The sequence below is a fragment of the Kitasatospora sp. NPDC002522 genome (assembly GCF_053595195.1).
The window spans coordinates 1-25,740 of record NZ_JBSFXE010000028.1 but is presented as its reverse complement, the minus strand read 5'-3'; the positions used below and the strand labels follow the sequence as shown (position 1 = coordinate 25,740).

19 protein-coding genes and 1 tRNA gene are annotated in these 25,740 nt (G+C 73.4%); 9 read left to right on the top strand and 11 right to left on the bottom strand.

The window, feature by feature from the left end; translation table 11 throughout:
• Positions 1-7 precede the first annotated feature (7 nt).
• Complete coding sequence (locus tag ACWD4U_RS22940; RefSeq protein ID WP_363455811.1) at positions 8-730, top strand: class E sortase; 723 nt, start codon at positions 8-10, stop codon at positions 728-730.
• A 62-nt stretch (positions 731-792) separates the two neighbouring features.
• On the opposite strand, the gene pknB is transcribed toward ACWD4U_RS22940, so the two are convergent.
• The 6 genes from pknB to ACWD4U_RS22910 form a co-directional block, all read right to left on the bottom strand.
• Positions 793-2,835, bottom strand: coding sequence for a Stk1 family PASTA domain-containing Ser/Thr kinase (gene pknB / locus ACWD4U_RS22935; protein WP_363455814.1), 2,043 nt, complete (start codon positions 2,833-2,835; stop codon positions 793-795).
• Between the two features lie 292 nt (positions 2,836-3,127).
• Positions 3,128-4,585: a peptidoglycan D,D-transpeptidase FtsI family protein gene (locus ACWD4U_RS22930; protein WP_363455816.1), complete on the bottom strand. Its 1,458-nt coding sequence runs from the start codon at positions 4,583-4,585 to the stop codon at positions 3,128-3,130.
• Entirely contained in the window at positions 4,582-6,042 is a 1,461-nt protein-coding gene (locus ACWD4U_RS22925) for an FtsW/RodA/SpoVE family cell cycle protein (RefSeq protein WP_363455819.1), read from the bottom strand. The genes ACWD4U_RS22930 and ACWD4U_RS22925 overlap by 4 nt, the downstream gene beginning before the upstream one ends.
• A 28-nt stretch (positions 6,043-6,070) precedes the next feature.
• Positions 6,071-7,540, bottom strand: coding sequence for a PP2C family protein-serine/threonine phosphatase (locus ACWD4U_RS22920; RefSeq protein WP_363455821.1), 1,470 nt, complete (start codon positions 7,538-7,540; stop codon positions 6,071-6,073).
• A gap of 45 nt (positions 7,541-7,585) precedes the next feature.
• Complete coding sequence (locus ACWD4U_RS22915) at positions 7,586-8,110, bottom strand: FHA domain-containing protein FhaB/FipA (RefSeq protein ID WP_363455824.1); 525 nt, start codon at positions 8,108-8,110, stop codon at positions 7,586-7,588.
• A 12-nt stretch (positions 8,111-8,122) separates the two neighbouring features.
• Complete coding sequence (locus ACWD4U_RS22910) at positions 8,123-8,989, bottom strand: DUF3662 and FHA domain-containing protein (protein ID WP_363455827.1); 867 nt, start codon at positions 8,987-8,989, stop codon at positions 8,123-8,125.
• A 330-nt stretch (positions 8,990-9,319) separates the two neighbouring features.
• On the opposite strand from ACWD4U_RS22910, the gene ACWD4U_RS22905 reads away from it, so the two are divergent.
• A tRNA-Leu gene (locus ACWD4U_RS22905) sits at positions 9,320-9,403 on the top strand.
• 102 nt (positions 9,404-9,505) lie between these two features.
• On the opposite strand, the gene ACWD4U_RS22900 is transcribed toward ACWD4U_RS22905, so the two are convergent.
• The gene (locus tag ACWD4U_RS22900; RefSeq protein WP_363455830.1) at positions 9,506-10,657 is read right to left on the bottom strand and encodes a sensor histidine kinase; all 1,152 of its coding nucleotides are present in this window, start codon (positions 10,655-10,657) and stop codon (positions 9,506-9,508) included.
• A complete protein-coding gene (locus ACWD4U_RS22895; RefSeq protein WP_363455832.1) occupies positions 10,654-11,325 on the bottom strand; it encodes a response regulator transcription factor in 672 nt (223 codons plus the stop codon). Before ACWD4U_RS22895 ends, ACWD4U_RS22900 begins: the two co-directional genes overlap by 4 nt.
• A gap of 318 nt (positions 11,326-11,643) precedes the next feature.
• Here ACWD4U_RS22895 and ACWD4U_RS22890 point away from each other — a divergent pair, with 318 nt between their 5' ends.
• Together ACWD4U_RS22890 and ACWD4U_RS22885 are read left to right on the top strand one after the other, a co-directional pair.
• A complete protein-coding gene (locus ACWD4U_RS22890; protein WP_449787277.1) occupies positions 11,644-13,308 on the top strand; it encodes a phosphatidylglycerol lysyltransferase domain-containing protein in 1,665 nt (554 codons plus the stop codon).
• Positions 13,309-13,524: 216 nt separating this feature from the next.
• Positions 13,525-14,298: a hypothetical protein gene (locus tag ACWD4U_RS22885; protein ID WP_363455835.1), complete on the top strand. Its 774-nt coding sequence runs from the start codon at positions 13,525-13,527 to the stop codon at positions 14,296-14,298.
• Between the two features lie 19 nt (positions 14,299-14,317).
• Here the strand turns inward: ACWD4U_RS22885 and ACWD4U_RS22880 are convergent, their stop codons facing one another.
• Positions 14,318-17,035 carry an ATP-binding SpoIIE family protein phosphatase gene (locus ACWD4U_RS22880; RefSeq protein WP_363455838.1) on the bottom strand — a complete coding sequence of 906 codons (2,718 nt, stop codon included), beginning with the start codon at positions 17,033-17,035 and terminating at the stop codon, positions 14,318-14,320.
• Between the two features lie 202 nt (positions 17,036-17,237).
• Between ACWD4U_RS22880 and ACWD4U_RS22875 the strand changes: the two genes are divergently transcribed.
• The 5 genes from ACWD4U_RS22875 to ACWD4U_RS22855 are packed head-to-tail and all read left to right on the top strand — an operon-like array spanning position 17,238 to position 22,834.
• The gene (locus ACWD4U_RS22875; protein WP_363455841.1) at positions 17,238-18,362 is read left to right on the top strand and encodes a rhodanese-like domain-containing protein; all 1,125 of its coding nucleotides are present in this window, start codon (positions 17,238-17,240) and stop codon (positions 18,360-18,362) included.
• Positions 18,363-18,411: 49 nt separating this feature from the next.
• Complete coding sequence (locus ACWD4U_RS22870; protein ID WP_363455843.1) at positions 18,412-19,053, top strand: DUF5819 family protein; 642 nt, start codon at positions 18,412-18,414, stop codon at positions 19,051-19,053.
• A complete protein-coding gene (locus ACWD4U_RS22865; RefSeq protein WP_363455846.1) occupies positions 19,050-20,024 on the top strand; it encodes an HTTM domain-containing protein in 975 nt (324 codons plus the stop codon). Before ACWD4U_RS22870 ends, ACWD4U_RS22865 begins: the two co-directional genes overlap by 4 nt.
• 9 nt (positions 20,025-20,033) lie before the next feature.
• The gene (locus ACWD4U_RS22860) at positions 20,034-22,175 is read left to right on the top strand and encodes an FUSC family protein (RefSeq protein ID WP_363455849.1); all 2,142 of its coding nucleotides are present in this window, start codon (positions 20,034-20,036) and stop codon (positions 22,173-22,175) included.
• A complete protein-coding gene (locus ACWD4U_RS22855) occupies positions 22,172-22,834 on the top strand; it encodes a TrmH family RNA methyltransferase (RefSeq protein WP_363455851.1) in 663 nt (220 codons plus the stop codon). Before ACWD4U_RS22860 ends, ACWD4U_RS22855 begins: the two co-directional genes overlap by 4 nt.
• A 33-nt stretch (positions 22,835-22,867) precedes the next feature.
• On the opposite strand, the gene ACWD4U_RS22850 is transcribed toward ACWD4U_RS22855, so the two are convergent.
• Positions 22,868-24,151 carry a peptidoglycan-binding protein gene (locus ACWD4U_RS22850; RefSeq protein ID WP_363455854.1) on the bottom strand — a complete coding sequence of 428 codons (1,284 nt, stop codon included), beginning with the start codon at positions 24,149-24,151 and terminating at the stop codon, positions 22,868-22,870.
• Between the two features lie 189 nt (positions 24,152-24,340).
• Positions 24,341-25,387, bottom strand: a complete 1,047-nt coding sequence (locus ACWD4U_RS22845) for a hypothetical protein (protein ID WP_363455857.1) — start codon at positions 25,385-25,387, stop codon at positions 24,341-24,343.
• Positions 25,388-25,740 lie beyond the last annotated feature (353 nt).

The window sequence follows — 25,740 nt, the reverse complement described above, 5'->3', positions numbered from 1 at the left end:
CGGCACCATGGGCACAGCCGTCGGGGCGGGCGGGCGCAGGCGCGGCCGGACGGCGGCGGCCCTCGGGCTGCTGGGGGAGTTGCTGATCACCCTGGGGCTGCTGGTGGCCCTGTTCGTCGGGTACTCGCTGTGGTGGACCGACGTGGTCGCCGACCGCACCGCCGACCGGGCCGGCGACCGGCTGCGGCAGTCCTGGACGGCCCCGGCCGCGCCCGGTGACACCGCCCCCGCGCCGGGCTACCAGGCCGGCGACGGGGTGGGCTTCCTGCACGTGCCGGCGCTCGGCCGGGGCAACCGGACGCTGATCCGGACGGGCACCTCGGCCGAGGTGCTGAACGAGGGCGTGGCCGGGGTGTACGAGGAGCCGTACCGCTCCGCGATGCCCTGGGACGCGCAGGGCAACTTCGCGCTCGCCGCGCACCGGGACGGGCACGGTGCCAGGTTCCACGACCTGGACCTGCTGAAGCCCGGCGACCCGGTGGTGGTGGAGACCCGGGACGCCTGGTACGTCTACCGGGTGGCGGGGGTGCTGCCGCAGACCTCGAAGTACGACGTGGGCGTGGTGGCCCCCGTTCCCGAGGGCTCGCCGTTCACCCGTCCCGGCCGGTACCTCACGCTGACCACCTGCACCCCGGTGTACACCTCGCGCTACCGGATGGCGGTCTGGGCCGAACTGGTCCGCACCGAGCCGGTGGACGCCCGTCGCACCCCGCCGGCCGAACTGCGCTGAGCCGGGAACGCCGCAGGGGCCGCACCGGCGGGCGGTGCGGCCCCTGCGTCAGCTGCGGGCGGTCACGGGGTGGGTGACTTGGGGTCCGCGGGCTTGACGAACAGGGTGACCGTGTCGTCGGGGTTCAGCTGGGTGCCGGCCGGCGGGTTGGTGCCCTGGACCACGCCGTTCGGGTCCTGCGACCCGGCCAGCTGGTAGTGCGTCAGGCCCAGCGCGGTCAGCTGCTTGATGGCGTCGGAGAGCTTGACGTTCTGCAGCGGCGGCACGGTGACCTTGTCGGCCATCTTGCCGACCGTGATGGTGACCTGGGTGCCCTTCTTGAACTGGCCGGTCTTCGGGTTCTGGTCCACGATCTGGCCGACCTTGCTCTGGTCGGTGATCACCTTGGTCTGCACCTGGACGGTGAAGCCGGCGTCGGTCAGGGCCTGCGTACCGTTGTCCTGCGACTGGCCGATCACGCTCGGGACGTTGACCTTCTGCTGGCCGGAGGAGACGGTCAGCGTGATGGTCGCGCCGGCGGCCGCCTTGCCGGTCGGGTTCTGCGAGATGACCTTGTCCTGGTCGACCTTGTCGTCGTTCTGGTAGGCGACGGTGACCTGGAAGCCCAGCTTGGTGAGGGTCGCCGAGGCGGCGTCCTTGGTCTGGCCGGTGACGTCGGGGACGTCGGCCTGGGCCGGGCCGGAGGACAGGTGGACCGTGATCACCGCGTCGGCGGGGATCTGCGAGCTGGCCACCGGGTCCTGGGTGCAGACCTGGTCCTTCTGGATCTTGGTGTCGGGGCAGGCGATCGGGTCGCCCTGCTTGACCGTCAGCTTGGCGCTCTGCGCGCGGGCGGCGGCCTGGGCGTCGGCGAGGCTCTTGCCGACCAGGCTCGGCGCGGTGGTCTTGCCGCCCGCCGAGTCGCCGGTCTTCACCATCGCCTGGACCACGAAGAACGCGCCGACCAGGACCAGCACCGCGGCCACGGCCAGGATGATCCAGGAGGTGTTGTTCTTCTTCGGCTCCTCGCGGCGGCGCCCGGCGCGGCCCTCGTAGCCGTCGTCGTCGTACCCGCCGCCGCCGCGGCCGTCGTTGTAGCCGGGCTCCTGGTAGCCGTAGCCGGGCTGCTGGTTGCCGACCTGCGGGAGCATGGTGGTCGGTCCGGCGCCCTGCTGGGGCAGCACGTTGGTCTGGCCGTACGGGTCGTACTGGCCGGCGCCCTGGTCGTAGCCGTAGCCCGGGCCGGCCGCGCCGTACGCGGCGGCCTGCTGGGCGGCGTTGACCGGGAGGCCGTCGAGGAAGCGCTCGATGTCGTCGCGCATCTCGTCGGCGGACTGGTAGCGGTAGTCGCGGTCCTTGGCGAGCGCGCGCAGCACGATCGCGTCGATCTCCGGGCGCACCTCGGGGTCGTACGCGGACGGCGGGGCGGGCTCCTCGCGGACGTGCTGGTAGGCCACCGCGACCGGCGAGTCGCCGACGAACGGCGGGCGCACGGTGAGCAGTTCGTACAGCAGGCAGCCGGTCGAGTACAGGTCGGAACGGGCGTCGACGGTCTCGCCCTTGGCCTGCTCGGGGGAGAGGTACTGGGCGGTGCCGATGACCGCGGAGGTCTGGGTCATCGTCATGCCGGCGTCGCCCATCGCGCGGGCGATGCCGAAGTCCATCACCTTGACGTTGCCCTGCCGCGTCAGCATGACGTTGGCGGGCTTGATGTCGCGGTGGACGATCCCGGCGCGGTGCGAGTACTCCAGGGCCTGCAGGATGCCGATGGTCATCTCGAGCGCGCGCTCCGGCAGCAGCCGGCGGCCGGTGTGCAACAGCTCGCGCAGGGTGGAGCCCTCGACGTACTCCATCACGATGTACGGGATGGAGATCCCGTCGATGTAGTCCTCGCCGGTGTCGTAGACCGCGACGATGGCGGGGTGGTTCAGCGAGGCGGCGGACTGCGCCTCCCGCCGGAAGCGGGCCTGGAAGGACGGGTCGCGGGCCATGTCGGCACGGAGCGTCTTCACGGCGACCGTACGGCCGAGCCGGGTGTCGTGGGCGAGGTACACCTCGGCCATGCCACCGCGCCCTAGGACGCCGCCGAGCTCGTACCTGCCGCCGAGGCGACGAGGCTCTTCCATATCTCCGACCCTCTCCCCCACCGGCCGGTGAGGATGTGACGTAGGTGTCCCCGCACGCTCTGTTGGACGCGGCCGAGGCCCCGTCGGTTCGCGGCTTCGACCCCCGGAACGCTGGGCCCCGGGTGGCTGCGGGTACACCCGCTGCTGGCGGATACGCTACCGGGCCAACCTGAGCGGTCCGGGACGGCCTGGCAGCTGAGACCAGACCGGTATCGTCCAGGACCGTCCCATTGTGACAATTCAAGCCACTGTTCGGAGGAGTCCGGCCGGATTGTGACGCATGCGACCGGCCCTAGCGGCCGAGCGCCGCCTGCATCACCGACTTGGCGATCGGGGCCGCCAGGCTGCCGCCGGAGATCTCGTTGCGGTCCGCGGCGCCGTCCTCGACCACCACCGCGACCGCGACCTGCTTGCCGTCCGCGCCCTTGGCGTAGGAGACGAACCAGGCGAACGGCAGGCCGGTGTTGTCCTGGCCGTGCTGGGCGGTGCCGGTCTTGCCGCCGACCGTCGCGTTCGGGATCTTGGCGTTCTTTCCGGTGCCGTTCTGCACCACCGACTCCATCAGCTGCTGCAGCTTCTGCGCGGTGGCCGGGGAGACCGCCTGGCTGAGCTGGTGCTCGGAGTGGGTGGAGATGACGTCCCGGGCGGAGCGCTCCTGGGCGACCAGGTAGGGCTCCATCAGCGAGCCGTTGTTGCAGATCGCCGCGGCGACCATGGCCATCTGCAGCGGGGTGGCCCGGGTGTCGTGCTGGCCGATGGCGTCCAGCGCGGTGCCGTCGGGCGAGGAGCCCTTCGGGTAGTAGCTGGCGCTGGGCCGGATCGGGACGTCCAGGTGGTCGTTGTTGAAGCCGAACTTCTCGGCCTGCGCGCGCAGCGCGTCCCGGCCCAGGTCGGCGCCCATCTTGCCGAACACGGTGTTGCAGGACAGGTCCATGGCGTCCTGCACGGTCGCCTTCTCGCACGGCTCGTCGGAGCTGGCGTTCTTCAGCTCGGTGCTGGTGCCGGGGAGGATGTACGGGTTCGGGGTGTCCGTGGCGTCGGTCGGGTTCTTGTACTTGCCGGTCTCGAACGCGGTCGCCGCGGTGATCAGCTTGAAGGTCGAACCGGGCGGGTAGGTCTCGCGCAGAGCCCGGTTCAGCAGCGGCTTGTTCGGGTCGTTGTTGAGGTCGGTCCACGCCTTGGTGTCGGCGGCGCTGCCGCCGGCGAAGGTGCTCGGGTCGTAGGACGGCGTGGAGACCAGTGCCAGGATCGCCCCGGTGCGCGGGTCGATCGCCACCGCCGCGCCCTTGCGGTTGCCCAGGGCGTCGTAGGCGGCCTTCTGGGTCTTGGGGTCGATCGTGGTGACCACGTCGCCGCCCTGCTTGGGCTTGCCGGTCAGCATGTCCAGGGTGTTGCGGAAGAACAGCCGGGAGTCGGTGCCGGAGAGGACGCCGTCCTCCAGCTTCTCCAGCTGGCTGCTGTCGTAGGCCTGCGAGGAGTACCCGGTGACCGGCGCGTACATCGCGCCGTCCACCCAGGAACGCTTGTACTTGTAGCGCAGGCCGTTGACGAAGTCGGACTTCGTGACCGCCTGCCCGCCCGCGATGATGTTGCCGCGCGGATAGGCGTACCGGTCGTACTTCACCCGCTCGTTGTGGCTGTTGGCGGCCCAGGCGGAGCCCTGCACGCCCTGCACCCAGTTCACCCGCAGCATCAGCGCGAGCACCAGCAGCAGGCAGAAGATCGAGACCCGGCGGATCGGCTTGTTCACGAGGACGCTCCGGGGATCTGGTCCGGCCTGGTCGGTTCCGGGATGGCGGTGGCGGGCTCGGCGGCCGGGCGGCGGGCGGTGTCGCTGATCTTCAGCAGGACGGCGATCAGCATCCAGTTCGCCACCACCGAGGAGCCGCCCTGCGCCAGGAACGGCATCGTCATGCCGGTGAGCGGGATCAGCCCGGTGACGCCGCCCGCGACCACGAACACCTGGAGCGCGAACGCCGAGGTCAGGCCGACCGCGAGCAGCTTGCCGAACGGGTCGCGGGCGGCCAGCGCGGTGCGCAGGCCGCGCTGCACGATCAGCGCGTACACCATGAACAGCGCCATCAGGCCGGTCAGCCCGAGCTCCTCGCCGAACGAGCCGAGGATGAAGTCGCTCTTCGCGGCGAACTGGATCAGCCAGCTGCGGCCCTGCCCGAGGCCGGTGCCGGTGGTGCCGCCCGAGCCGAGCGCCATCAGGGTCTGCCCGATCTGCTCGGACGACTGCGCCGGCGGGTGCGGGGAGAACGCCGCCATCGGGTCCAGCCAGGCGTTGATGCGGGTCTTCACGTGCGACTCGGTGGTGGCCACCACCGCGGCGCCGCCGAAGGACATCAGCAGACCGAAGACGATCCAGCTGGTCCGCTCGGTGGCGACGTACAGCATCACCACGAACAGGCCGAAGAACAGGAAGGAGGTGCCCAGGTCGGTCTCGAACACCAGGATCAGGATCGACAGCAGCCAGACCAGGATGATCGGTCCGAGGTCGCGACCGCGCGGCAGGTACAGGCCCATGAACTTGCGGCTGGCCAGCGCCAGGGCGTCCTTCTTGACCATCAGGAAGCCGGCGAAGAACACCGTCAGGATGATCTTGGCGAACTCACCGGGCTGGATCGAGAAGGAGCCGAACCGGATCCAGATCTTCGCGCCGAAGTCCTCCGCCCGGGACGGGAAGAAGGCCGGCGCGGCCAGCAGCACCAGCGCCACCACCATCGAGATGTAGGTGTAGCGCTGCAGGATCCGGTGGTCCTTCAGCAGCACCACCACGCCGATGAACAGCGCCACCCCGAGGCCGGACCACATCAGCTGGTTGGCGGCCGCCGGGAAGTTGTTGCGCAGCAGGCCGCCGGCCTTGTCCAGGCGCCAGATCATCACCACGCCGAGCCCGTTGAGCAGGGTGGCCAGCGGCAGCAGCAGCGGGTCGGCGTACGGCGCGAACCGGCGGGTCACCAGGTGCGCGATGCCGGCCAGCACGGCCATGCCCAGGCCGTAACCGAGCATCCCGGTGGGCAGCGACCCGTCGATCGCCAGACCGACGTTGGCGTACGCCAGCACCGGGATGGCGACCGCGAACGCCAGCAGCGCCAGCTCGGTGTTCCGCCGGGTCGGGACGGTGCTCGCCGGCGGGCTCGCGGAGTCGGCGCGGCGCCGCCCGGCGGCGGGCGTGCTGCTGCTCACGTCGAAGGTGCTCATGTCGGTGCCTACCCCCGGCGGACGCGGCCTACGGCGCCGAGCAGGAGGCGGCCAGCTGCTGCTCCTGCTCGGTCAGCGGCGGGGCGGACGGCGCGGTGCCGCCCTCCGCCGGGGCCTGCTTGGACTCGGCGAGCTTCTTGCACACCGCGGCTTGTGCGCGCAGGGTGTCGACCTGCTTCTGCGCGTCGCCCAGGCTGGTCGCCTGGATGTTCTTGGCCAGCTGGTCGCGCTGGTAGGCGGGCAGGAACTTCAGCTCGACGTCGGTGTACTGCTGGTACACCGAGCTGAGCTTCAGCCCCGCCAGGTTCTGGTCGAGACCGCGGTAGACCGCGACGTGGCCCTCGTCGGAGCCGACGTAGTACTGGTCCTGGGTCCACTGCCAGGCGAAGTAGCCGGCCCCGCCGAGCACCGCCAGCGCCAGCACCGCGGCCAGCGTCAGCTTCAGGCCGCGCTTCTTCTTGCGGTGGGTCGGCGCGGGCTCGTCGTACTCCTCGTACTCGCCCTGGCCGTAGCCGGCGGCCGGCTCCTGGTAGCCCTCGGCGGGACCGAAGTCGCCGGCCGGGGCGCCGTAGCCGGGTTCGCCGTAGCCGGGCTCGTAGCCCTGCGCCGGGCCGAACGCGCCCTGCGGCGGCTGCGGGGACCGGCCGAGGCCCGCCGCGCGGCCCGCCGGGGTGTCCAGCAGCCGCGGGTCGGTGAGCGGGTGCGGCTGGCTGTCGGCGACCGCGCCGACCACCACGGGGGTGTCCGCGAACCGGCCGCTGAGGGTGTCGGTGGCGCCGACGTCGATCACGTCGGCGACGATGCAGGTGATGTTGTCCGGGCCGCCGCCGCGCAGCGCCAGCTGGATCAGCTCCTGGACGGTCTGCTGCGGCGCGTAGTAGCTGCCGAGCGTCTCCTCCAGGGTCTGGTGGCTGACCGGGCCGGACAGGCCGTCGGAGCAGATCAGGTAGCGGTCGCCGGCCCGGACCTCGCGGATCGACAGGTCGGGCTCGACCTGGCCGCGGCCGTCCAGGGCGCGCATCAGCAGCGAGCGCTGCGGGTGGGTCTCGGCCTCCTCGGCGGTGATCCGGCCCTCGTCGACCAGCCGCTGCACCCAGGTGTGGTCCTGGGTGATCTGGCTGAGCCGGCCGTCGCGGAGCAGGTAGGCGCGGGAGTCGCCGATGTGCACCATGCCCATCCGCTGGCCGTCCCACAGCAGCGCGGTGAGCGTGCAGCCCATGCCCTCGAGCTGCGGGTCGTCCTCGACCATCTGCCGCAGCCGGTCGTTGGCGACCTGCACGGCGTCGTTGAGCAGGGTCAGCAGGTCCGCACCGGGGTCGGCCTCGTCCAGCCGGACGATCGAGCCGAGCACCTCGGAGGAGGCGACCTCGCCGGCCGCCGCCCCGCCCATGCCGTCGGCGACCGCCAGCAGCCGGGGCCCGGCGTAGCCGGAGTCCTCGTTCCCCTCGCGGATCAGGCCCTTGTGCGAGCCGGCGGCGAAGCGCAGCACGAGACTCATGCTGTCCGGGCCCTCCTTCGGGTGGAGCTGGTCCTCATGCGCTGACTACTTCCGCAGCTCGATGACGGTCCTGCCGATTCGGATCGGCACGCCGGGCTGGAGCGGAGTCGGCGTGGTCAGCCGCTGCCGGTCCAGATACGTGCCGTTGGTGGAGCCTAGATCCTCCACCGTCCACTGCCCAGTCTGATCGGGGTAGATCCTGGCATGGCGGGAGGAGGCGTAGTCGTCGTCGAGCACGATCGTCGAGTCGTGCGCGCGGCCCAGCGTGACGGTCTGGCCCTGCAGCGCGACCGTGGTTCCGGCCAGCGAGCCCTGGGTGACCACCAGGTGGGTGGGCTGGCCGCGGCGCTGCCGGGCGGCGGCCTGCTGCTGGGCGGCGGCCGACGTCTGCGCCTGCGCGGGGCGGCTCTGCCCGGCGGGCGCCCCGGCGGGGGCGGCCCGGCGCCCGGAGCGCGGGGTCGTCTTGGTGCCGAAGAGGTCGCTGCGGATCACTTGCACCGCGACGATGACGAACAGCCACAGCACGGCGAGGAAACCCAGCCGCATGACCGTCAGGGTCAGGTCTGACATATCCGGCCCGCTCTACCCTTCGACCTGTCGGTAGACGATGGTGGTCGACCCCAGGACGATCCGGGAGCCGTCGCGGAGCGTAGCGCGCTGGGTGTGCTGCCCGTCCACCACGATGCCGTTGGTGGACCCGAGGTCGAGCACCATGGCGGGCGATCCGGGGCGGATCTCGGCGTGCTTGCGGGAGACCCCGGGGTCGTCGACCCGGATGTCCGCCTCGGTCGAGCGGCCGAGCACCACGGCGTTCTGCCCGATCTGGTGCCGGGCGCCGTTCACCTCGACCCACCGGCGGGTACCGGCGCCGCCGTGCCCGGCCCCCGGGAAGGGGCGGACGTTGCCGGCCTGGGCCGGCGGGGCGGGCGGCATCGCCGGGGGCGCGGTCGGCGGCGGCGGAGCGCCGTACGGCGCGGCGGTGCCCTGCTGCCAGGGCGCGCCGGGAGCGTGCGGGGTGGGCTGGCGGCCGTAGCCCGCCGGGGCGGCCGGCGGCGCGGGGGCCTGCGGCGGCTGCTCGGCGGCCAGGGTGCGGCTGCGCACCCGGTACAGGCCGGTGTCCAGGTCGTCGGCCTTCTCCAGGTTGACCTGCAGCGGGCCCATGAAGCTGTACCGCTGGGCCTCGGCGTACTCGCGGACCATGCCGGCCAGTTCGCTGCCGAGCTGGGCGGCGTAGGGGCTGAGCCGCTCGTGGTCGTGCGGGCTGAGCTCGACGATGAAGTCGTTGGGGACGACCGTGCGGTCCCGGTTCCAGATGGTGGCGTTGTTGTCGCACTCGCGCTGCAGCGCGCCCGCGATCTCCACCGGCTGGACCTCGGACTTGAACACCTTCGCGAAGGTGCCGTTCACGAGACCTTCGAGTCGCTGCTCGAACTTCTTCAGGACTCCCACGGGGCACCCCCTCTCAGGGCGTCGGTCGGGCCGGCTCGTCGGCTTGAAAGCGGTACTTCCGTACTGATCGTATCCACGCGCGGCCCTTCCGTACGGTTCCCCCGGTAGGTCGCGCCCCCGAGGGCTACCCGCGGCGGGGCCCGCTCACTCGTTCGGCTCGCCCCGGTTGCGGGGGTACGGGGAATGGATTCGCAGGTGGCCCGCGGGGCGTGCTAATGTTTTCCATGTCGGAAGGGGCGCCCGAGAGGGAGCCGGACGGAAGACCCCAAGAGATGCGCTAAGCTTCTCGGCAGGTCGGAAGAGCGGTAAGCATCTTACGGCGACACCCATGCGCGGGTGGCGGAATAGGCAGACGCGCTGGATTCAGGTTCCAGTGCCCGAAAGGGCGTGGGGGTTCAACTCCCCCCTCGCGCACAGCGAAGCCCCGCAGATCTTCGGATCTGCGGGGCTTTCTCGTTTCCCCGGGGCCGACCGCGCCGCCCGCGCGGCCCCGCCCGGGCCGCCGACACCGGAGCGCTACGGCTGGGCCGCGCGCTCGGCGGTGGCCGGGAGTTCCGCGTGGACGCTGAACCCGCCGTCGCGGGTGGGGGCGGCGGTGAAGGTGCCGCCGAGGAGGGCGGCGCGTTCGCGCAGGCCGACCAGGCCGTGGCCGCCGCCGGGCAGTGGGGTGGGGCCGTGCGCGGGCGGCGGGCCGTTGTGGACGTCGACGTGCAGCCGGTGGCCGCGGGCGGTGACCGTGACGGTGACGGCGGCGCCCGGTGCGTGCTTGCTGATGTTGGTGAGGCACTCCTGGACGGTCCGGTAGGCGGCGCGTTCCACCGCCTCGGGCCAGTCCCGGTCGCCGGGGTCGAGGGCGCCGGTGACGTCGAGCCCGCTGCCGTCGAGCAGCCGGGGCAGGTCGGCGAGCCGGGGCTGCGGGGCGAGCGGGGTGACGGGACTCACCCCGGCCGCGCGCAGCACGCCGACCATCTGCCGCAGTTCGTCGAGGGTGCGGACGGAGAGTTCGCGGATGGTGCGGGCGGTCTCCCGGGCGGCCGGGTCGGCGGTGGAGACCTGCAGCGCCCCGGCCTGGACGGAGATCAGGCTGACCTGGTGGGAGACCACGTCGTGCATCTCGCGGGCGAGCCGGGCGCGTTCGGCGCCGAGCACCTTCTCGGCCAGCAGCCGGCTCTCCCGTTGCCGGCCCTCGGTGAGTTCGGTCACCCGCTCGGCGAGTTCGCGGCGGGTGCGGGCGAGCATGCCGAGCGCGGCCGGGCCGGCGCCGAGCATCACCGACTGGATGGCGTAGAGGACGTTGTCCCGGCTGAGTTCGAAGATGGCGGGGGAGAGCGGCCAGTGGAAGAACTCGACCAGCGCGAAGGCGGTGGCGCAGGCGACCGGGACGCGGGGTTTCGGGTAGGCGGCGGCGACCGAGTAGACGGCGGTGAGCGGGGCCAGCCAGATGTCGTTGACGAAGGCGCCGGGGAGGGTGAGCAGCACCACGGTCAGCGGGTAGCGGCGGCGCAGCAGCAGGGCGACCACGGAGAGCGCGGAGAGGGCGAGCTGCCAGCCGGTGGAGTCCTTGGCGACCAGCGCGGAGTCCATCGCGGCGAGCCCGACCGGGACGAGCAGGGTGGTGCGCGGGGAGCGCAGCCAGGCCCAGCGGCCGGCGGGCGGCTCGGCGCTCACCGCTCGTCCCGGCGGCTCTCCCGGACCAGTCCGGCGCGGTGCGCGATGACCGCGGCCTGCACCCGGTTGGCGGCGCCGAGCTTGGCCAGGATGGCGCTGATGTGGTCCTTGACGGTGCCGGTGCCGAGGAACAGGCGGTCGGCTATCTCGGCGTTGGACAGGCCCTCGCCGAGCAGCGCCAGGACGTCGAGTTCGCGGCCGGTGAGCTGCCGGGTCAGGGCGGCGGCGGCCAGGTCGGGGCCGCCGCCGTCGACGTAGCCGCTGATCACGGTGCCGGCGACGGTCGGCGAGAGCACGCTGCCGCCGGAGGCCAGCACCCGGACGGCGTGCACCAACTGCTCGGGGGCGGTGTCCTTGAGCAGGAACCCGGCGGCGCCGGCCCGCAGCGCCGTGCCGATGTACTCGTCGGTGTCGAAGGTGGTGAGCATCGCCACGGCCGGCGGGTCGGGCAGGGCGCGCAGCCGGCGCAGCACGGTCAGGCCGTCCAGGTCGGGCATCCGGACGTCGAGCAGCACCACGTGCGGGCGCAGCGCCACCGCCTGCTGCTCGGCCTGGCCGCCGGAGCAGCCGCCGACCACCTCGAGGTCGGGCGCGGAGCCGACGATCAGGCCGAGCCCGGAGCGGACCAGCACCTCGTCGTCCACGATCAGGACCCGGGTCGGCGGCATGTCTCTCCCTGGTGGGTGCGGCGGGCGGCAGTTCGAGGGTACGGGGCCGGTGCCGGGTGACCCCCGCCGATCGGCGGGGGTGGGAATCCGCTACCGGATTCACGCAATTCTCATCTGGGCTGGGCAACCATGGAAATCGGGGCGGAAGCCCGCGACCGCGAGCGGATGCGCCCCGATGATCGATCGTCTGGAATGGTTGCTGTGTCCACTGTGAAGACGGCTGCCTCGGCCGTGCCCTCGTCGCGAGGAGAAGACCCCGGTCCACTGGGGAAGTGGCGCCCGCGGGCGGCCTCTTCCACGGTCTGGTACCTGCGGCTGATGGCGCTGCTGAACCTGGTGGCGGTGCTCTCCGTGCCGTTCCGGGATCAGGTGCAGCGCCACAACGAGGGGGAGTACTTCACCCCTTATCTGGTGACCGCCGGTCTGACCACGGTGGCGCTGTCGTTGTTCCTGGCGGTGGCGATGCGCCGGCGCAAGCGCGCGGCGTGGATCTTCAACGTGGGCCTGGCCGGTCTGACCTTCCTGGGCTACGTGCTGCTGATGGCGTTCGGCGACCGGTTCGCGGCCCATCCGTGGAACTACTTCTCGATCGCGCTGACCGGCCTGTTCCTGCTGGCCCTGCTGGTCTCCCGCAAGGAGTTCACCTCCAAGGGCGACCGCTCGAACCCGAAGACCGCGGTGGCCGCGGCGCTGGGCGGCCTGGTGCTGGGCGGCCTGGTCGGCTCGCTGCTGGTGCAGCTGACCAACGAGATCTCCGGCGCGAGCTTCGGCAGCCGGTTCAGCTACGCGGTGCACCGGATGATCACCGTCACCCCCTCGGACCGGGTGGCCGACGTGGTCTCGGTGCCGACCTGGGTGAACGCCGCGATCAACGTGATGGGCGCGCTGCTGTTCCTGGCCGTGCTGTACGTGACCTTCCGCAGCCCGCGCGGTGAGGAGCTGCAGAGCGACGAGGACGAGCGCCGGCTCCGCGAGCTGCTGGACAAGCAGGGCGAGCGGGACTCGCTGGGCTACTTCGCACTGCGCCGGGACAAGGCGGTGATCTTCTCGCCGAGTGCCAAGGCGGCGGTCGCCTACCGCGTGGTCGGCGGGGTGACGCTGGCCTCGGGCGACCCGATCGGCGACCCGGAGGCCTGGCCGGGCGCGATCGACGCCTGGCTGGCGGAGGCCCGCGAGCACGCCTGGGTGCCGGCCGTGATGGGCGCCTCCGAGGAGGCCGGGGTGATCTACGCCCGGCACGGCCTGGACGCGCTGGAGCTGGGCGACGAGGCGATCGTCGAGCTGGACGAGTTCTCGCTGGACGGCCGGGCGATGCGGGTGGTCCGGCAGGCGTACAACCGGGTCAAGCGGGCCGGGTACACGGTGCGGATCCGCCGGCACGAGGACATTCCCGAGTACGAGATGGCCGAGCTGGTGGCCAAGGCCGACCACTGGCGCGACGGCGCGACCGAGCGCGGCTTCTCGATGGCGCTGGGCCGGCTCGGCGACCCCGGGGACGGGCGTTGCGTGATGCTGGAGTGCTTCGACGGGGAGGACGAGCTGCGGGCGCTGCTGAGCTTCGTCCCGTGGGGCGCGCACGGCCTGTCGCTGGACCTGATGCGGCGGGACCGGGACAGCGAGAACGGCCTGATGGAGTTCATGGTGATCGAGCTGCTGCAGCGGGCCAAGGAGGTCGAGCTGGAGCGGGTGTCGCTGAACTTCGCGATGTTCCGGTCGGTCTTCGAGCGCGGTTCGAGGCTGGGCGCCGGGCCGGTGCTGCGGTTGTGGCGTTCGGTGCTGGGTTTCTTCTCCCGCTGGTGGCAGATCGAGTCGCTGTACCGGGCGAACGCGAAATACCGGCCGATCTGGGAACCGCGCTATCTGCTGTTCGAGAAGAGCAGCGAGATTCCCCGGATCGGAATCGCCTCGGCCCGGGCGGAGGGTTTCATCACGGTGCCGAGCATGCCCGCCCTGTTCCGCCGCCGGCACGTCCGCCAGGACTAGTGGGAATTACCGCGGCAAGGCTTCCCGGGCCGTTATCGGCGGCCCGGGCAGAGGTGGTCCCTCCGCCGGGGGGCGGAGCGGGCCGATCGACATACGCCCTTGGGATGACATGGTTCGGCTTCGATGCTGATGCTGATGAGGAATCCGGTGCGTAGGGTCGAAAACGTGGCATGGGAAAGCCATCGGAAAGTCCACTGGGAAACGGGGAGACGGGTCGTGGAGCAGATCACCCACGCGGGGGGCGTGCGATCGGGGCCGTGGACGGTCGTCCGCCGGGCCGCGGTCGCCGAGTGGGGGCCGCTGGTCGGCACGGTGAAGGACCGGGTGCTGCGCCGGAAGTTCGCCGCGGTGCCGCTGGCGACCGTGGCGACGGGCCTGGTGCTGCTGTTCTCGATCGTCCAGCACCTGCCGGGCGGGGCCCGGTTCGTGAACGAGATCGGCGTGGTGAAGGCGGCGCTGCCGCTGGACGTGTCGCTGCTGCGCACCCCGCTGTCGCTGTACGTGCCGGCGCTGGACCTGCCGGTGTGGGGCGCGCTGGCGCAGGTGTTCTTCGTCTTCGGGGTGGCCGAGATCGTGCTGGGCCGCCGGCTGACCCTGCTGGTGGCGTACGCCTGCACCCTGGCGGGCACGCTGTTCGCCCGGGTCGGGGTGATGATCGGGCCGGACCACCTGTTCGGCTTCCCGCGCTGGATGGCGCACGTCCGGGACACCGGCCCGTCGGCGGCGGTGGTGGCGCTGGCGGTGGTGATCGCGTTCCGGTGCCGGGCCTGGGTGACCGGTTCGGCGGTGGTGGCGGCGATGGTCGGCGAGGCGGTGGTACTGCCGAACCTGGCCGGTCTGGAGCACGTGGTGGCGCTGACCACGGCGGTGCTGATCGCGGTGGCGGTCGAGGTGTTCGGCGACTTCTGGCCGCGGGTGCTGTCCGGGGTGGGCGCGGCGGCCTCGGTGGCCGCGGACGCGGCCGGCCGGACCAGGGCGCTGACGTCCTGACCCGGCCGGTGGGCCGCGCTCAGCCGCGCGGCAGCGGCATCTCGAAGTAGACGACCTTGCCGACCGCCTTGCGGGCGGTGCCCCACTTCTCGGACAGCTTGCTGACCAGGTTGAGGCCGCGGCCGTGCTCGGACAGCGACTCGGCGGGCTCCAGCGACGGCAGGTTGTGGTTGTCGTCGCTGACCTCGACCAGCAGCTTGTCGACCCGGATCAGTTGGAGCTGCACCTCGGCCCGGGCCACCCGCACCGCGTTGGTGACCAGTTCGCTGACCAGCAGTTCGACGGTGTCGGTGAGCGCGGTCAGCTGCCAGGTGGCGAGCTGGTCGCGGACCAGCCGGCGGGCCCGGCCGACCTCCAGCTCGGTGACGCCGAGCTGCCAGGTCGCCACCTCGGTCGGCGGGACGCCGTCGAAGCGGGCCACCAGCAGCGCGATGTCGTCCTGCCGGTCGTCGGAGTGCAGGGTGTTCAGCACGGTGTCGCAGGCCTCGTCGGGGGTCTGCTTGGGGTCGATCAGGTTGCCGCACAGCGCGGCCAGGCCCTCCCCTATGTCGCCGCCGCGGACCTCGACCAGGCCGTCGGTGCACAGCACCAGCATCGAGCCGTCCGAGACGTCGATCTTCTTGGCGACGAACGGCACCCCGCCGACGCCGATCGGGGCGCCCTCGGGGATGGCGAGCAGTTCGCCGCGGCCGTCGGGGTGGACCAGCACCGGCGGGACGTGGCCCGCCGAGGCGAGCTCGCAGGTGCGGTTGATCGGGTCGTAGACCGCGTACAGGCAGGTCGCCAGGTGGTCGTCGCCGAGCTTGTGGGCCAGGTTGTCGAGGTGGCGCAGCAGCTGGCCGGGCGGCAGGTCGAGCGCGGCGAGGGTCTGCATGGCGGTGCGGAAGCGGCCCATCGCGGCGGCCGAGTGCAGGCCGTGGCCCATCACGTCGCCGACCACCAGGGCGACCCGGCTGCCGGGCAGCTGGATCGCGTCGAACCAGTCGCCGCCGACCTCGGCCTTGCGGTCGCCGGGCATGTAGCGGTGGGCGATCTGCACGCCGGGGATCCGCGGCGGGCGGGTCGGGATCATCGAGCGCTGCAGGGTGGTGGCGACCTTGGACTCGGCGCGGTGCAGCCGGGCGTTGTCCAGCGAGAGCGCGGCGCGGGCGGCGATCTCCTTGAGGGTGTCGGCGTCGCCGCGGGTGAACGGCGCACGGTCGGGCAGCCGCAGCAGCTTGAGGATGCCCAGCACGGTGCCGCGGGCGGACAGCGGCAGCACCAGCATCGAGCGGCCGACCACGGCGGGCACCAGCTCCGGGCCGCCCAGCGAGACGGCGTAGTCGGCGGCGACGTCGGGGGTGATCAGCGGGACCAGCACCGGCTGGTTCTCCTGCAGCGCCAGGCCCGGCGGGGTGGAGCGCGGCATGGCGAGCAGCGCGCCCTCGTCCAGGACGTGGTTCCACTGCTGCGAGGCGGCGTTGAAGGTGCGGGCGACCCGGCGCAGCATGGTGCGGTCGTCGGGCTGGTCGGCGGGCAGCTCGGCGTCCGAGATCAGGCCGTCCAGCAGGTCGACGCAGGCGAAGTCGGCGACCCGGGGGACCAGCACCTCGCACAGTTCGCGGGCGGTGGTGTCCAGGTCGAGGGTGGTGCCGACCTGGTTGCCGACGGTGGCCAGCAGCGCCAGGTCGCCGTCGACGGGCAGGCCGCGGAGCACCTCGACCGCGCCGGACGGGCCGGTCGGCTGGGTGGGCAGCTCGGGGACGGGGACGGTGTGCGGCTCGGGGACGGCGGGTGCGCGGCCGTTGGCTGCGGCGTCGATGACGGGGCCTCCCGGGGGCTGGACGTGGGCGGCGGCTTCGCGTTGACCGGGGATGGTGCCGCCGAGCGGGGACGCGGACTCCGCAGCCTGTATCCGTACCCCGAGTGAGGCCCTGGCACCCGTGCCGTGCGGCGGCTCCGCCGGACGGCGGGCGGTGCGCTCGCGCTGCTGGGCGGCGCGCTGCTGCGGGGTGGGGTAGCGGCGGCCGATCCCGGCGGCGAGCCGGGCGGTGCCGGCCGCCCCGCCCGGGGAGGTCTGGTAGGGCACCACCGGCAGCCGGGTCGCGGCGTCCACCCACAGGGCGGGCGGTCCGGCCTCGGCGAGCTGGTCGAGCAGCCGGCGGCGGCGCTCCTCGGAGCCGTTCGGCAGCAGTCCGGCGAGTGCCTGCGGGGGGTGCGCGGTGGCCGGGGCGAAGGCCGCGGCGACCCGGTGCGGGCGGCCGGCGGCGGGCGCGGCGGCGTACGGGACGAGCCGCTCGCCGAGGGCGATCCGCGGGCCGGCGGAGCGCAGCGGGCGGGCGTCGGCGGCCAGTGCCAGCAGGGAGCGGCCGGCCGGTTCGACCAGCGGGTAGACCCACCACAGGACGTCGCGCAGCCGCTCCTCGCGGTCGTGCACGGCCATCGAGCCGGCCCACGGGGTGTTCAGCTGGGTCAGGTCGTCGAGGGTGTCGAAGGCGTCGCAGCGGCGCGCGCCGGCGGGTGGCGGCGGGGCGGTCTCCGGGCGGGGTTCGACGGCGGGCAGCAGGCCGTGGGCGGTGCGGCCGAGGGCGACTTCGGCGCGGTGGCCGAAGAGCTCCTCCGCGGTGCGGTTCCACAGCGCGATCCGGCCGTCCGGGTCGACCAGCACGGCGGCGACGCGGAGCAGGGCCACCACCCCGGCGGGATGGCTGCCCGGCGCGTCGTCCTGATCCGGTGTGGAGTTGGGCTGGTCCACCATGGATATCGGTCTGCCCCTTGTCTCCTGCTGCTCCTCCTGGCCCGTTGCGCGCGTCCTTGCCCGCAGCACCTTCCAGCGAAGCACGGACGGGGTGGCGGCAGGTAGCGAATCGGGCAGATTCGTCAGTATCAGTTGCGTGTCGCCCGAGGTGCTTCGGCTTCACCCGATCGGGTAAGGGCCGAGCCCCGGTAGGGTGGCGCGGGTGAGCGTACCGAGCGTCGAGGTGTGGGCGGACCCCGAGCGGCAGTGGCTGGAGGAACGGGTCGCGGCGGCCGAGCTGGCCTGGCTGACCCTGGACGTCGACGTGGCCACCCTGCGGGTGGAGATCGACAACTTCGCCCTGGTCCACCACCAGCTGCTGGGCCCGCTGTACGCCCGGCTCGACGAGCTGGACGCGCTGATCGCGGAGGCGGTCGCGGCGCGCAGCGGCGACCCGGAGGACCTGCGCCGGGCCCGGGAGGCCCGGGAGCGGGTCGAGCCGGTCGAGGAGGCCGGGCCGCGCGAGGGCGAGCCGGAGGCCCGCCGGGTGCGGCCCGACAAGGACGCCCAGCGGGTCTACCGCGAGCTGGCCCGCCGGGCCCACCCCGACCTGTCCACCGAGCCGGCCGAGCAGGAGCGCCGCTCGGCGTTCATCGCCCGGGTCAACGAGGCGTACGCGCTCGGCGACGCCGCCGCGCTGGAGCAGCTCGCCGAGGAGTGGTCGGCCGCCCCGGAGGCGGCGCCCGCGGCGGGCTCCCCGGACCGGCTGGCCTGGCTGAACCACCGCCTGGAGTGGCTGACCGGCCGGATCGCGGCGCTCGCCACCGAGCAGGTCCGGCTGGAGCGCACCCCGATGGGCGAGCTGCTGCTGCTGAACCCCCGGGAGCCGGAGCGGCTGCTGGAGGAGCTCGCCGAGCAACTGCTGGCCACCGCCGCCGACCGGCAGGGCCGGCTGGCCGCCCTGCTTCCCGACACGTCCGACCACGGCCGAAACGCCCCCCGACCCCAGGAGACGGATCCGATGTTCGCCCAGCTGCCCACCACCGACGCCGCCGCGGTGCCCGCCGACGCCGTCCTGCTCGACGTCCGCGAGCAGGACGAGTGGGACGCCGGGCACGTGGACGGCGCCCTGCACATCCCGATCGGCGAGGTGGTCGCCCGGATCGAGGAGCTGCCCGACGAGCGCCTGTACGTGCTCTGCCGGGTCGGCGGACGCTCCGCGCAGGTCGTGCAGTACCTGGTCGCGGGCGGCCGGGACGCGGTCAACGTGGACGGCGGGATGTTCGCCTGGGAGGCCGCGGGCCGCCCGATGGTGAGCAGCGGCGGGCAGGACGCCTTCGTGCTCTGACGCTCCCGCACGCACCGCCCCTGTTCGAACGCACGGGCGGTGCGGCAGGATGACCGCCGTGCGTGTCTGGTCGAAGCCCGCCCGGGTGGTGCTGGTGACCGCCGGGGTGGGACTCGCGGCCTGCACCCTGGCGTTCCTCGCCGCGCTGTTCCTGCATGTGGCACCCGAGAACTCGGTCTCCCGCGCGTACCGCGGCCAGGTCGACGCGGTGGTCTACCCGGAGTTCGAGCAGAACTGGAAGCTGTTCGCGCCGAACCCGCTGCAGCAGAACGTCACCGTCGACGCCCGGGTGCAGACCATCGCCGACGACGGCGCCGTCACCACCCGCGACTGGCTGGGCCTGACCGCGCGGGACCTCGCGGCGGTCCGGCACAACCCGGCGCCCAGCCACCTCGACCAGAATCTGCTGCGCCGGGCCTGGGACTTCTACGAGACCACCCACCCCGGTGAGGACCAGGCGGTCGCGGCCGGGCCGCGGGGCAAGCTCGCCGAGGAGTACCTGAAGCGGATAGCGCTGCAGCGCCTGGGCCGCACGGTGGCCGGCGAGCGGGTGCTGCAGATCCAGTTCCGGGTCGGCGCGGCCACCGTCGCCCCGCCCGCCTGGAGCACCGAGCAGGTCGACACCTCGGTGCACTACCGCGAGCTGGCCTGGTGGCCGGTGAACGACGAGGACTACCGGGGCCTGTCATGACGGGGGCCCGGCCGGTCGGGGACCTGCTGCCGCGCCTGCTGACCACCCTGGCCCCGTACCAGGCGGCGGTGCTGCGGATCGGCGTGGCCACCGCCTGGGGCGGCTTCCTGCTGCGCGAATGGCCGAACCGCCGGGTGCTGTACGGCGACCGCTCGCCCTGGTCGGCGGAGCTGAACGCCCGGCTGCTCGCCGACACCCACGCCTTCACGCTGCTGGCCTGGAACGACGGCCGCTGGTGGTTCGAGGCGGTGTACCTGTTGGCGCTGGCCGCCGCGGCGGCGATGCTGCTGGGCTGGCGGACCCGGGCCAGCTCCGCGGTGTTCGCGCTGACCGTGCTCTCGCTGCAGAACCGCGACGTCTTCGTCGGCGACGGCGGCGACAACGTGGTCCACCTGATGGCGATCTACCTGGTGTTCACCCGCTGCGGCGCGGTCTGGTCGCTGGACGCCCGCCGCCGGGCCCGCCGCGGCGCGGACGATCCCACCGCCTGGAGCGAGCCGCGGGCGGTGCTGGACGCGCTGGCCGCGATGCTGCACAACTGCGCGATGCTGGTGGTCGCCGTGCAGGTGGTGCTGGTGTACGCCACGGCCGGCTGGTACAAGGTGCAGGGCTCGCGCTGGCAGGACGGCACCGCCGTGCACTACCCGCTGCACCTGGGCTACTTCTCCCCCTGGCCGGAGCTGTCCGCGCTGCTCGGGGCGAGCCTGGTGGTGACCTTCCTGCTCTCCTACGGCACGGTGATCGCCCAGGTCGCGTTCCCGTTCACGCTGGCCAACCGGCGGCTGAAGAACGCGCTGCTGGCGGTGATGATCGGCGAGCACCTGGCGATCGCGGTGGTGCTCGGACTGCCGTTCTTCTCGCTGGCGATGATCGCCGCCGACGCGGTCTTCCTGCCCACCGCGGCGCTGCTCGCCGTGGAGCGGCGGCTGACCGGTCGGCAGCCGACGGGCGGGCCGCCGGGGAGCCGATAAGCTCCCGATATGTCCTGGTTCGCCGCCCTCCGTGACACCGCGAGGGCCGGGCTGACCGTGGACCGCTCGCTCACCGACCCGCGCCGGGCGCTGCGCGGCGCCCTCGCCGCCGCCCTGGTGGTCTTCCCGGTGCTCGCGGTCTACGGGCCGGCGCAGGCCACCTCGGCGGCGATGGGCGCGTTCATCGCCGGCACCGCGACCTTCCAGCGCTCCTTCCGCCCGCGCGCCTCGCTGGCGCTGGCGGCCGCCGCGGGCCTGGGCGCGTCGACCTTCCTCGGCTACGTCGCGGTGGGCATCCCCGGCGCGTTCCCGGTGCTGCTGGCGCTGTGGGCGTTCGGCGCGGGCATGGCGTGGGCGGTCGGCCCGACCGCGGGGGTGGTGGCCGCCAACACCCTCGCGGTGATGATGGTGGTGGTGCAGCTGCCGGTGTCGGTGCCCACCGCGATCGGCCACGGGCTGCTCTGCTCGGTCGGCGGCGCGGTGCAGGCACTGGTGGTGACGGTGTGGCCGATCGGCAGCTGGCGGGCGCAGCGCGACGCGCTCGCCGACATCTACGCCGCGCTCGGCGACTACGCCCGCCGGCTGCGCCACGACCCGGTCGCGCACATCGACCCGGAGCCGTTCGTGGTCGCCCGGCAGGCCGCCAGACTGACCGGCTGGCAGGCCCGGCGCCGCCCGCCGGAGCTGCGCGGGCTGCGCACCATCGCGGAGCAGATCCGTCCGGCGCTGGCCGCGCTCGCCGATCCGCGGGTCGGCGCCGCCGCCGAGGGGGCGGAGCGGGACCGGGCGCGGGAGGTGCTGGCGGCGGCCGCCGAGGTGCTGGACGCGCAGGCCCGGGCGATCCGCTCCGGCGACCCGTTCCGGATGCCGAAGGACTCCCCGGGCCTGGCGCTGGCCCGCCCCGGCGCCGGCGAGGACCTGCTGCGCGGCGCCGCCCGGCGGGCCGGGCGCCGGCTGAGCAGCCTGCTCGCCCGGGCCGCCGACCGGCTCGACCAGCAGGACCGCTCCACCGTCAGCGTCCCGTCCGGCGGGGAGGCGGGGCTGCGCCGTCCGCCGCTGGTGAAGGTCGCGCCGACCGTGCTGGGCGCGGTCGGCCGCCAGCTGCACAAGCGCTCCGCGGTCTTCCACCACGCGGTGCGGCTCGCCGCGGTGGTGACCGCCGCCTACCTGGCGGCCCGGGCGCTGGGCATCGAGCACGGCTACTGGGCGCCGATGACCTCGGCGATGGTGATGCGCCCGGACTTCGCGCAGACCTTCAGCCGGGGCGTGGCCCGGGTGGCGGGCACCGCGGTCGGGGTGCTGGCGGCGACCGCCGTGGTGCAGGCCTTCCACCCGGGCGACTGGGTGCTGGCGGCGCTCGCGGTCACCTGCATGGGCTTCGCCTACCTGACGCTGCGCACCGGCTACGCGGTGGCGACGGTGGCGATCTCCTCGTACGTGGTGTTCCTGCTCGGCCTGCAGCCGGGCGACCCGGTGCAGACCGCGGTCGACCGCCTGGTGATGACCCTGCTCGGCGGTTTCGTGGCGCTCGGCGCGTACGCGCTGTTCCCGACCTGGCAGACCGCCCGGCTGCCGGAGCGGCTGGCGGAGTGGCTGGCCGCGGCGGGCCGGTACGCGGCGGCGGTGTTCACCGCGTACGGCGACCCGGCGGGCGGGCACGCCGAGCGGGACGTGCGGCCGGCGCTGCTGGACGTCCGGGAGACCCGCGGCGAGATGCTGGCCGCGCTGGACCGGGCCGACGTGGAGCCGGTCCGGCACGACAGCCAGGTGCCGGAGCTGACCCGCAAGCAGCTCGACCGGGCCCGCTCGGCGGTCGGCATGCTGGGCCGCTCCACGGTGCTGATGGAGGCTCACCTGCCGGGCGAGGACGCCCCGCCGGTGCCCGGCGCGGAGGCCTTCGGCGAGGAGCTGCGGGACGCCACCGCGATCGCCGCGGCGGCCGTGCTGCTCGGCCAGGACGTCGACTTCGGCGGGCTGCGCGACGCCCACCGGGACTGGGACAACCGGCTCGCCGCGCTGCCCGCCGACGACCGGATCGCGGTCGCCCGGGCCGGCGCCCGGCTGGTCATGCAGGCCCTCGCCGACCTGGAGAAGGCCGTCCGGACGCGCCCGCAGCCGGCCCGCCCGGAGCCCGTACCCTCGAGGGCGTGAGCGACACCTCGGTACCCCAGCTGGGCGAGCAGTACGACGACGGCTTCCTCGCCGACGACCGCGAGATCGGCGTCGGCCCGCACCCCGAGCCGTGGCCCGACGACGCCCGGCTGGACCCGGAGCTGCTCGCCGCGGGGGACCGGCGCAACGTGACCGACGGCTACCGGTACTGGCGGCACGAGGCGATCGTCGCCGACCTGGACACCCGGCGGCACGGCTTCCACGTCGCCGTGGAGAACTGGCAGCACGACTTCAACATCGGCTCGGTGGTGCGCACCGCCAACGCCTTCCTCGCCGAGGAGGTGCACATCGTCGGCCGCCGCCGCTGGAACCGGCGCGGCGCCATGGTCACCGACCGCTACCAGCACGTGCGCCACCACGAGTCGGTGGCCTCGCTGGCCGCGTACGCCGCCGAGCGCGGGCTTCCGGTGATCGGCATCGACAACCTGCCGGGCGCGGTGCCGCTGGAGACCTACCCGCTGCCGGAGCGCTGCGTGCTGCTGTTCGGCCAGGAGGGCCCGGGCCTGACCGAGCAGGCGTGGGAGCACGCCGCCGCGGTCTGCTCGATCGCCCAGTACGGCTCGACCCGCTCGATCAACGCGGGCGCCGCGGCGGCGATCGCCATGCACAGCTGGGTGCGGGCGCACGGGACGTTCTGAGGCGTGCGCCCGCACCGCTGAGCCGACCCGGCGTCAGGAGAACAGCAGCCGCCAGGTGTCCTTGCCGGGGTAGCCGTCGGCCTCGGCGCCGGTCCAGCCCTGGGCGCGCTGGAAGGCCTCGGTGGCCTTCCGGTCGGCCTCGCCCCAGTCCGGGCTCGGGCCCTCCCGGTAGGAGGCGCCGTAGCCCTTCTTGACGAGCTGTCGGCCGAGCTGGGTGACGTAGTCGTTGACCTGCCCGGGGCCGAACCTGTCCGCGCCGGGGAACGGCGGGACGCCGGCCGGGGGCGGGGTGGTGGTCGGCCCGGGCGGCGGGGGCTGGACGGCGCCGGGCGGGATGTCCTTGCCCTTGTGGTTGACCAGCAGGTCCCAGGTGTCCTTGCCGGGGTAGCCGTCGGCCTCGCCGCCGCGCCAGCCCTGGGCGAGCTGGAACGCCTCGGTGGCCTTCCGGTCGGCCTCGCCCCAGTCCGCGCTTGGCCCCTCGTGGTAGTAGCGGGAGGCGCCGCGGTCCACCAGCATCCGCCCGAGCCGGGTGACGTACGCGTTGACCTTTCCGGGGCCGAAGGCGTCCGCGCCGGGGAAGGCGTCGGGCAGCGGCTGAGGCGCGTTCAGGCCCTTGTACCGGTAGGGGACGTAGGCGTCGGCGTGGCTCCAGTACGCGTACGGGGTGGAGCGCTCGGTGGTGCCCGGGAGGGTCTGCTCCAGGGCGGTGTAGCGGGTGTGGGTGGCGTCGGTCCAGCCGCCGAACAGCACCACGTGCGAGCCGCCCTCGGGGTCGCCGGGGTTGTTGTAGACGAGCGCGTCGCCGGGTTGCAGGTCGTTCCTGGTGATCCGCTCGGCGAAGTCCGGCAGGGTCCAGGTGGTCTGGCTGCTACCCAGGCCCCAGGCCATCGAGACGAAGCCGGAGCAGTCCTGGCGGTAGCCGTCGGACCAGTAGCGGCTCATGCTGTACGGCACCTTCTGGTCGACCCAGTGCTGGGCACGCTGCATGATCTCGGCGCGGGTGGTGGCGGGCTGCTCGGCGGCCTTGGCGAACGGCTGGGCGGCGCTCCCGCCGTGGAGTCCGGAGACCTCGCCCTGGGGGGAGTCGGGTATCTGCGGGCCGGCGTCGGTGCGCGGGACGGCGGTGGCTATCGCGGCCGCTCCCCCGCCGCCGAGCATGCTGCCGACGGCGGCGACCAGCACCGCGGCGCGGCGCGCCCCGCGGGCGGCCGGGTGGCCGCCGTGCTCGACCCGGGCCGCGTGCAGTCGCGCCCGGCGGCGGTTCGCGCAGCCGCCGCAGGCGCAGGTGTCATCGGGTTCGACGTCGCTGAACTCCATCAGCACGGGAGGTCCTGCCTTTCCTCGGTGAGTGGGACTCAGATTCCTCGGAAGGGCGGCACGCGACCACCTGATGGGGCGTTGAACAGGGCGGTTCGAGTGAACCCCCGCACCGCGAGGTCGGGCGTGGCGGGGGTTCCGACGGCGCGCGCCGTCGGGTGCCGGCGGGTCGAGGGAGCGGCCGGGCGGCTACTCCCACTGCCAGCGGATGCCGACCTGGCCGGGCTGCTGATCGGCGGTCAGCACGTGGGCGCTGGCGGAGGCGCCGATCCACAGCGGTTCGCGGCTCCGGTCGACCTCGGCGGCGGGCGAGCGGTCGAAGCGCTCGCACTGCACCGGGACGGCGGACGGGTCGAAGTGCACCTGCAGGACGTACTCGCGGACCGGGGCGGCGAAGAACCGGCCGTAGTCGGTGGTGGGGCCGGAGTCCGGGATCTGCACCTCGTACTCCAGGACCGTGGAGTCGCCGAGCGCGAGCGGCCGGTCCAGCAGCAGTTCGGCGACCAGCAGGCCGCTGGCGGGGCGGCGGCGGACCCGGCCGAGCCGGGCGTGCCGGACGGAGGTGATCTCCGGGCAGACCTCGACGCCCTCGTCGGCCTTGTGGACCACCACGTGGCGGGTGATGTTGTCGACGGTGGCGCGCACCACCTGGCGCATCCTCAGCAGGTGGCCGCGACGGGAGGCGTCGACGTAGTAAGCGTCGTGGATGGACTGGCGTTCCAGCTGGCCGGACGGCGGCGCGTCGAGCTCCTCGAAGACCTCGGCGATCTCGGCCTCGCCGGGCCAGACCTGTTCCACCCGCAGGCCGTCGACGGCCGGACCCTGGGCGACCCAGCGGCCGCGCGGACGCGGCGGGCCGAGCAGGCCGGTGAGGGTGGTGTGGCGCAGCCCGAGGAGTTCCTCGAGCAGGTGGACGGCGCGCAGCGAGGTGGCCCGTTCGGGCTGGCTGCGGCCTCGACGCCAGTAACTGAGCGTGGTGACACTGACCCTGACGCCCTGTTTGGCGAGGGCGGCGCGGATCCGGTCCAGGCTGAGTCCGCTGTGTTCGATGGCGCCGTTGAGCACTTCGGCGAAGCCGCCCTGGGCGGCCGCGGCCGCGGCGGTGGCCGCGACGGTCACCGGGTCGGCGGGCTGCGGCGGCTCGGCCGGGCCTGCTTGCGGGCCCGCCTCGCCGCTGTTCTCGCGCTGGCCGACCAGACGAAGCCGGCCGGCGTGCTGTGGTTGCTGTGAGCCCATGCGACACCTTCCCCACCCGGCGGGTTCGCTCCGGCTCCCCGGTGCGTCGGAGGAGAGCCGCCGAGCGTGTGGGAACCCTACGCAGGTTGAGAGGCTACGTCATCAATCAGGACATATGACAGTGGTCACGACAAGCATTTATGTGCCGGATCGGATAGGAAACACTCCTGACACACGGCTGCCGGAAGGGCCCGAGGGACCCTTCCGGCAGCCGTGGGTGACAGTGCGTCAGGAGACGTTGAGCGCGGTGTCGTCGATCACGAAGCTGGTCTTGAGCGAGGAGTCCTCGGTGCCGGTGAACTTCACCGTGACGGTCTGGCCGGCGAAGGCCGAGAGGTCGAAGGACTTCTGCA

What these genes read in the sequence shown, in the direction of transcription:
- ACWD4U_RS22865 (WP_363455846.1), top strand. Translation starts at nt 19,050, where the DNA reads ATGACGGGGGCCCGGCCGGTCGGGGACCTGCTGCCGCGCCTGCTGACC.
- ACWD4U_RS22850 (WP_363455854.1), bottom strand. Translation starts at nt 24,151, where the DNA reads ATGGAGTTCAGCGACGTCGAACCCGATGACACCTGCGCCTGCGGCGGC.
- ACWD4U_RS22915 (WP_363455824.1), bottom strand. Translation starts at nt 8,110, where the DNA reads ATGTCAGACCTGACCCTGACGGTCATGCGGCTGGGTTTCCTCGCCGTG.
- ACWD4U_RS22920 (WP_363455821.1), bottom strand. Translation starts at nt 7,540, where the DNA reads ATGAGTCTCGTGCTGCGCTTCGCCGCCGGCTCGCACAAGGGCCTGATC.
- ACWD4U_RS22880 (WP_363455838.1), bottom strand. Translation starts at nt 17,035, where the DNA reads ATGGTGGACCAGCCCAACTCCACACCGGATCAGGACGACGCGCCGGGC.
- ACWD4U_RS22860 (WP_363455849.1), top strand. Translation starts at nt 20,034, where the DNA reads ATGTCCTGGTTCGCCGCCCTCCGTGACACCGCGAGGGCCGGGCTGACC.
- ACWD4U_RS22925 (WP_363455819.1), bottom strand. Translation starts at nt 6,042, where the DNA reads ATGAGCACCTTCGACGTGAGCAGCAGCACGCCCGCCGCCGGGCGGCGC.
- ACWD4U_RS22845 (WP_363455857.1), bottom strand. Translation starts at nt 25,387, where the DNA reads ATGGGCTCACAGCAACCACAGCACGCCGGCCGGCTTCGTCTGGTCGGC.
- ACWD4U_RS22890 (WP_449787277.1), top strand. Translation starts at nt 11,644, where the DNA reads ATGGCGCTGCTGAACCTGGTGGCGGTGCTCTCCGTGCCGTTCCGGGAT.
- ACWD4U_RS22940 (WP_363455811.1), top strand. Translation starts at nt 8, where the DNA reads ATGGGCACAGCCGTCGGGGCGGGCGGGCGCAGGCGCGGCCGGACGGCG.
- ACWD4U_RS22895 (WP_363455832.1), bottom strand. Translation starts at nt 11,325, where the DNA reads ATGCCGCCGACCCGGGTCCTGATCGTGGACGACGAGGTGCTGGTCCGC.
- pknB (WP_363455814.1), bottom strand. Translation starts at nt 2,835, where the DNA reads ATGGAAGAGCCTCGTCGCCTCGGCGGCAGGTACGAGCTCGGCGGCGTC.
- ACWD4U_RS22870 (WP_363455843.1), top strand. Translation starts at nt 18,412, where the DNA reads ATGACCGCCGTGCGTGTCTGGTCGAAGCCCGCCCGGGTGGTGCTGGTG.